This window comes from Streptomyces sp. NPDC018019, assembly GCF_044327805.1.
Lineage (GTDB): Bacteria > Actinomycetota > Actinomycetes > Streptomycetales > Streptomycetaceae > Streptomyces.
Genome location: NZ_JBIRGD010000010.1, coordinates 293,710 through 300,301, shown reverse-complemented (window position 1 = coordinate 300,301; position 6,592 = coordinate 293,710). Strand labels below are relative to the sequence as shown.

6 protein-coding genes are annotated in these 6,592 nt (G+C 68.9%); 2 read left to right on the top strand and 4 right to left on the bottom strand.

All coding sequences use genetic code 11. The features are described from left to right. Window positions 1-182 precede the first annotated feature (182 nt). Together ACH4FX_RS19500 and ACH4FX_RS19495 are read right to left on the bottom strand one after the other, a co-directional pair. Window positions 183-1,862 carry an APC family permease gene (locus tag ACH4FX_RS19500; protein WP_398480496.1) on the bottom strand — a complete coding sequence of 560 codons (1,680 nt, stop codon included), beginning with the start codon at window positions 1,860-1,862 and terminating at the stop codon, window positions 183-185. Window positions 1,863-2,439: 577 nt separating this feature from the next. Beyond that, complete coding sequence (locus ACH4FX_RS19495) at window positions 2,440-3,192, bottom strand: GntR family transcriptional regulator (RefSeq protein ID WP_398480494.1); 753 nt, start codon at window positions 3,190-3,192, stop codon at window positions 2,440-2,442. Window positions 3,193-3,520: 328 nt separating this feature from the next. Between ACH4FX_RS19495 and ACH4FX_RS19490 the strand changes: the two genes are divergently transcribed. Beyond that, entirely contained in the window at window positions 3,521-4,243 is a 723-nt protein-coding gene (locus ACH4FX_RS19490; protein ID WP_398480522.1) for a PIG-L deacetylase family protein, read from the top strand. Here ACH4FX_RS19490 and ACH4FX_RS19485 read toward each other — a convergent pair. Further along, window positions 4,231-5,196, bottom strand: a complete 966-nt coding sequence (locus ACH4FX_RS19485; RefSeq protein ID WP_398480492.1) for an alpha/beta fold hydrolase — start codon at window positions 5,194-5,196, stop codon at window positions 4,231-4,233. The genes ACH4FX_RS19490 and ACH4FX_RS19485 overlap by 13 nt on opposite strands. Window positions 5,197-5,321: 125 nt before the next feature. Next, the gene (locus ACH4FX_RS19480; RefSeq protein WP_398480490.1) at window positions 5,322-5,474 is read right to left on the bottom strand and encodes a hypothetical protein; all 153 of its coding nucleotides are present in this window, start codon (window positions 5,472-5,474) and stop codon (window positions 5,322-5,324) included. Between the two features lie 507 nt (window positions 5,475-5,981). On the opposite strand from ACH4FX_RS19480, the gene ACH4FX_RS19475 reads away from it, so the two are divergent. Next, a complete protein-coding gene (locus tag ACH4FX_RS19475; RefSeq protein WP_398480488.1) occupies window positions 5,982-6,566 on the top strand; it encodes a Uma2 family endonuclease in 585 nt (194 codons plus the stop codon). The last annotated feature ends 26 nt before the right edge of the window (window positions 6,567-6,592 follow it).

Sequence of the window (6,592 nt, the reverse complement as noted above, 5' to 3'; positions counted from 1 at the left end):
GGGGGGGGGGGGGGTGGGGGGGCGGGGGCGGGGGGCGGCCCCCCGCCCCCGTCCCCCGCGGGGGGGGGGGGGGCCCCCCCCCCCCCGCCGCCCCCCCTCGACTCCGGCTTCGTGCGGGCGGCCCGGCGGTCACACCGGGCGCCCCGCGAAGAGCCCTGCGAGCGGCCCTTCGCGCAGTCCTGTCAGGCGGTTCCCGCCTTGGCGTCGGCCTTGGCACCCGTACCGGCCGTACCCGGCTCCTGCTCCCCGACCGTCCCCAGCTCCGCCTCGGCCTGGACCAGCGTCGGGTTGCGCCAGGAGCTACGGACGCCCCAGAAGTAGAAGACGAGGCCGATCACCGCGACCACGACGATGTCCCAGCCCGGCGGCAGGTAGCCCTTGCCGCCGAACTCCGTGCCGCCCATGTACGACACACACGCCATCACCAGCAGGTACGCCACCATCCAGGCGCCCGCCTTCAGGTGCGGCTTCAGCTCGGCCCACGGCTTGCGCAGCTCGTACCAGGCCCAGACCGGCAGACCGACCGCCATGATCAGGATGACCTTGCCGGTGAGCGGCCAGCGCCCCCAGTACAGGACGAGCGAGCCGAAGACCATCGCGACGGGCGCGATGAACGGCATCGCGCGCAGCTTCACCGGCCGCTTGAGGTCGGGCGCGAGCCGGCGCAGCGACATCACCGCGACCGGCCCGGTGATGTACGAGATCACGGTGGCCACCGAGACGATCTCGGCGAGCGAGCCCCAGCCGCGGAAGACCGCGAGGAACAGGAAGGCGATGAACAGGTTGAGGATCAGCGCCGGACGCGGCACACCGGTCTTCTTGTCCACCCGGCCGAAGATCTTCGGCAGATGCCCGTTCTCCTGCACGCCGTGGATCATGCGCGAGGTGGTGGCCGCGTAGATCATGCCCGTACCGGACGGGGAGACGAAGGCGTCCGCGTACAGCAACAGCGCCAGCCAGTTCAGGCCCCAGGCGACGGCGAGGTCGGCGAGCGGCGAGTTGTAGCCGAGGTGGGCCCAGCCGTTCGCGGACAGGTCCTTGCCGGGGACGGCCATCAGGAAGGCGACCTGGAGCGCGACGTAGATGACGAGCGCGATCAGGATCGAGTAGACGACCGCCTTGGGCAGCGACTTGCCCGGGTTACGGGCCTCACCGGCCATGTTCAGCGGCGACTGGAAGCCGTTGTAGGCCCAGACGATGCCGGACAGGGCGACGGCGGAGAACACCGCGCTCCAGCCGTTGGGCGTGAAGCCGCCGTGGTCCTTGATGTTGCCGGTGTCGAAGTGCGCCAGCATCAGCGCGCTCGCGGTCAGGATCGGGACGACGACCTTGAAGACCGTGATCGCGGTGTTGGTCTTCGCGAAGAGCGAGATCGCGAACCAGTTCAGGAAGAAGTAGAAGATCAGCAGGACGCTGGCCAGGGCGACGCCGCTGCCGGTCAGCTCCTTGCCGTCGTAGAGCGCCTTGGTCCACCCGAAGTTCCAGGAGCTCATGTACTGGACGGAGGCGGTCGCCTCCCCGGGTATGACGGAGACGATCGCGATCCAGTTGGCCCAGGCGGCGAGATAGCCGGCGAGCGAGCCGTGCGAGTACTGGCCGTAGCGGACCATGCCGCCCGCCTTGGGGAACATCGAGCCCAGCTCGGTGTAGGTCAGGGCGATCGTGAGCGCGACGACCGCGCCGATGACCCAGGCGAGGATGGCGGCGGGACCGGCGATGGCGGCGGCCCGCTCGGCCCCGAAGAGCCAGCCGGAACCGATGATCGACCCAAGACCCGTGGCGGTCAGGGCAATGGTCCCGAGGGACCGTCGGTAATTCGAGTGGGAGCCCTGCTCCGCGCTCTGGGTCTGCGTCGTGCTCAACGTGCTTGGTCTCCTGATCTTCCCCCGTGCCGTGCACAAACTTCGCCATCGTAAGAGCGAATTGGAAGATCAGATTCCCAAGCGAGGTCAAAACTCGGGTCTGGCTGAAGGTGTGTGAGGTTTCCAACACACCAATTGACCGGGCAAATCCGGACATATCATCTTTTAGCGGGTGGCTACTGGCGGGTTACGCGCCAGTACACAACGTGTGATCTTGGGTTTTGCGGCACTGAAATTGCCGGGGAGGGACGGGTTTCGGTCGTTGTTTGGCGGGGAAGGGGGGCTGAATGCTGTGGAGGGGAGTGGCGGGTTGGCGGGCCGGGGTTGGCCAAGTGCGGGGTGACGGGCGACCGGTCGTCGGCCGGTGCACCGGCATGTAGGGAATGGCGGTGGCCGTACGGAACGGCGAGTGGCCATACGGAAGGGGAGAGGTGTCCATGCCCGTCCGAAGGCGCCCGTGCCCGTACGGGAGGTGGCCGCACCCGCACGGGACCACAGGCCGCCCCCAAGCACCTCACGCTCCGACAGGAGCCGGCCTTGACACCCTGACGCCCAGGCTCCGGCAAGCGCCTAGCGCCTAATGCACCGGCAGGTGATAGGCCACCCGATGGCGGTCGGCGAGTGTGACGACGTCGGCGGTCTCCACGGGACGGCCGCCCGCGAAGTACGTACGCGAGATGACCAGCACCGCGTGGCCCGGCACCCCGCCCAGCGTCATAGCCTCCTCGGCCAGCCCCGGACGCGCTCCGACCTCCTCGACGACGTTGTCCACGATCACGTCGATGGCCGCCATCCGCTCGACCACGCCGCGCCCGGCCAGCGGGCCCTCCTCGGGCAGCATCACCGGGGTGCGTCCGGTGATGTCCAGTGGCTCCCAGGAGGTCGAGAGCATGGCCGGCTCCCCCTCCGCACGGAACAGGTAGCGCGTGCGCATCACCCGGTCGCCCACCTGGATGCGCAGCCGGGACGCGACGGCCGGCCCGGCCTCCTCCCGCTCGCTGCTGGACTCCCAGGTGCCCTTCACCCGCTCGTCGGCCTGCTCCTGCCGGAAGGGCGTGGCACCGACCCCGGTACGGAAGCCGGCACGGGCGATACGGCGCGGGACGGGCTGTTCGCGCACATACGTCCCGGACCCGGAGCGGCCCTCGACCAGGCCCTCGGCCATCAAAACCTTGCGGGCCTCCAGGGCGACCGTGTCGGAGACGCCGTACTCCTCACGGATACGGGCCTGGGAGGGGAGGCGGGTGTGCGGGGGCAGCACACCTTCGACGATCTTCTGGCGCAGGTCGCCGGCGACGCGGAGGTACGCGGGCTGCTCACCGAAAGGCACATGCCCCTCCCAACAGCTTGACAGTCAGCAACAGCGTGGCAACCGCGCGTTGTTGACCGCAAGCCTGGGCCAGTAATTCACTCGATGTGATGAAGCCCAGCTCAACCGGCGTGCCGATCATGGAAGTTGCCCGCCGGGATGCAGGCGTCCGCAGCCGTCGGCGCGGCCGTGACTTTCGGAGGCAGGCGCCCCGACCGTCCGGCACGGCGGTGGTTTTCGTGCGAAAGTCGGTACGACACGCCGCACGCGCCCGGCGCCCGAGTCCTGCGGGAAGGAGCCCACCGTGCCCGACACCCCCACCAGCGCCCCCGCTCCGCCCCTCTCCCCCATGCCGGAGGACTGGCAGCGCGCCCTGGCCGTCGTCGCCCACCCCGACGACCTCGAATACGGCGCGGCCGCCGCCGTGGCCGAGTGGACCGCAGCCGGGCGCGAGATCACGTACCTCCTGGTCACGCGCGGCGAGGCGGGCATCGACGGGCTCGGCCCCCAGGAGTGCGCCACGATCCGCGAGGCGGAGCAGCGGGCGAGCGCCGCCGTGGTGGGCGTACGGACGGTGGAGTTCCTGGACCGGCACCACGACGGTGTCATCGAGGCCGGGCTGCCCCTGCGCCGCGACCTGTCGGCCGCCATCCGCCGGCACCGCCCGGAACTCCTGATCACCCTCAACCACCACGACACCTGGGGCGGGGCGGCCTGGAACACCCCCGACCACCGGGTGGTGGGCCGCGCCGCCCTGGACGCGGCGGGCGACGCGGGCAACCGCTGGATCTTCCCCGACCTGATCACCGAGCTGGGGCTGGACCCGTGGGACGGCGTCCGGTGGGTGGCGGTGGCCGGCTCCCCGTACCCCACCCACGCGAAAGAAGTCGGCCCCGGTATCGACCGAGCCATCGCCTCCCTCGCCGAACACCGCGCCTACATCACCGGCCTGGAAGGCACCGGCCAGGACCCGGCCGCCTACGCCCGCAGCTTCCTGGAACCCATGCTCCGCACAGCAGGCGCCCAGTACCAGGGCACCCCCGCCACCCTCTTCCAGCTCTATCCCCGCTGAGGCCGGCGCTTCCGCTCCCCCACACGCTCCACGAACCCCGCCACCAATTCAGCGACTTCCTCCGGCCGCTCCAGCAACATCGCATGCGTGGCGTCCACCCCCGCCACCTCGACCCATGTCTCGGTACGCGCCAACTCGTCCAGCTCCACGTGCAACCCCTTCACATACGCCGCCATCAATTCATCCACCCACGGCATACCGGGCGTGGACGGATTCGGCCGCAGCGCCCGCGCGATCAACAGCGGCTTCCGCACCCGCCGATAGAGCCCGAACAGATCAATCTCCGCCATGGCCGCCTGCATACCCAACCCCGCCACCCGCTCAGGCCGCAGATAAACCTCCCCGTCCGCGCTCTCCCCAATCCCACGCCGCAGCCCCGCCTCCAGCAACTCCCCCGAAATCCCCAGCTTCTCCGCCATGGCCGCGTTGTAGGCCAGGGCCCCCTCCAACCCACCCTCACCCAACGGCCGTCCCATCGCCGCATCGGCAAACGCCCGCACCTCCCCCAGCCGCTGCACCACGTACCCCCTGTCCAACCCCACGTATTGCTCGGGCCGCCCCATCCCATGCCCATCCAGATTCACAGCGCCGGCCGTCCCGTCCAGCTTCTCCAAACAACAAGCCGCGACCATCCCACCCAACGAATGCCCCACCAGCACAGCATCCGTAATCCCCAACCTCTCCAACACGGCCGCCACATCCGCGACCACCCCCGCGAACGTCCAAGGCCCGTCCCCACCCCCGGACTTCCCATGCCCCCGCAAGTCCATCGCCACCACCCGATGCCCCTCAGCCACCAGCAGCGGCGCCACAAGCTCCCAATCCACCAACGTCCGCCCGGCCCCATGCAGAAGCAACAGGGCCGGCCCGTCCCCACCGTGATCCCGCACCGCGATCTCCACACCATCCGGCGCGACGACCCACGTGCCCTGAACGTCATACGCAGCAGTCATGCCCCCAAGCTAGACCGCGAAGAATCCCCCAAGATCATCCGCCAGAACGTAGATTTCTTACTCGGCCCCGGCCCATAATGGACTTACCCCACTCGGCGAACCGGACCGTTCCGTCCCGGCCGGCCTCAGCTCCGCCCAGTGATCTGGGGCACGACAACGGCAGCGACCGCGGAAACCAACCCGCCGACAGCGATCACCCCGGCGAACTTCTCCTTCGCACCGGGAAAGATCGCTTGCGTGAGATCACCGGCCTTGCTGCGCAAAACGACCAGCTTCATTTTCTGCCACCTGTGCTGACGGTACCCGCACCCCATGAGAATGCCCGAAGCATTTCTCCGGCAGTACGTCTTCCCGTCACGATTCACAGCACCGCACCAGGTCGGAAGCTGAAACAAAGCAAAGGCACTGACGGCCAAAGACAGAACGATAATGAGCAGCCCGGACCCACCGTTCCCCCAGGCAGCGACCAGGACACCGGCGGCTACATAGCCCCAGTACGCACGAATCCCCCTCATACTCGCAGAATGTACCCCCGGCATTTCCTCCTGAACAGGGCGTACGCAAGCCGGAACGCAAGCCGTTGTGCGCCGGTCTCACAACCACCTTGCAGTCGAATCGCATCATCCACCACCCCGGCAATAACCGCCTCCGGTGATTTCCGCATTCGAAACCGCCCATTAGGTTGATGCGGTCCAAGGGCCTCACTCCGGCCGCTTCCCGCTACCACCGATGCACGAAGCACCCGTTTCCTGGCCCGCCCCTTGCCCAGCCGCTACGGTTGAGCCGTGACCGCACTGCCCGACTGGATGCGCCCGCCGCGCGCGGAAGGCTGGTTCGCGGAGGATCTGGACCGCCTGCCCGAGGCACCACGCCACACCGAGCTCATCGACGGAGCGCTCGTTTTCATGATGTCGCCGCAGAGGTGGTGGCATGGCCACCTCGTCACCATGCTCACGGTCGCCCTCATGGACCAAGCACCCGACGGCACACACGTCGGTCGCGAGATGACCATCAAGCTCGATCAACGCAATCGACCCGAACCGGATCTGCTGGTGACCACGGCCGCTTTCGACAACGACCGCACCTGGTTCGCCCCGGACGAAGTACGTCTCGTCGTCGAGGTCGTGTCCCCCGAGTCCGCCCACCGAGCCCGCACCATCAAGCTCCGTAAGTACGCCGAGGCGGGCATTCCGCACTACTGGTGCATCGAGGACGAAGAAGGTTCGCCCGTCGTCCACGCCTACGAGCTCGACCGGCCCACCCGCGCCTACGCGCCCGCCGGCATCTTCCGAGGCTCCCTCCGGCGCCCCGTGCCCTTCCCGATCAGCCTCGACCTGGACGCACTCGTCCCGGCCCGGCGCCACGGCTGAAGAGCACGCCAAAGGGCCGGCCCCGA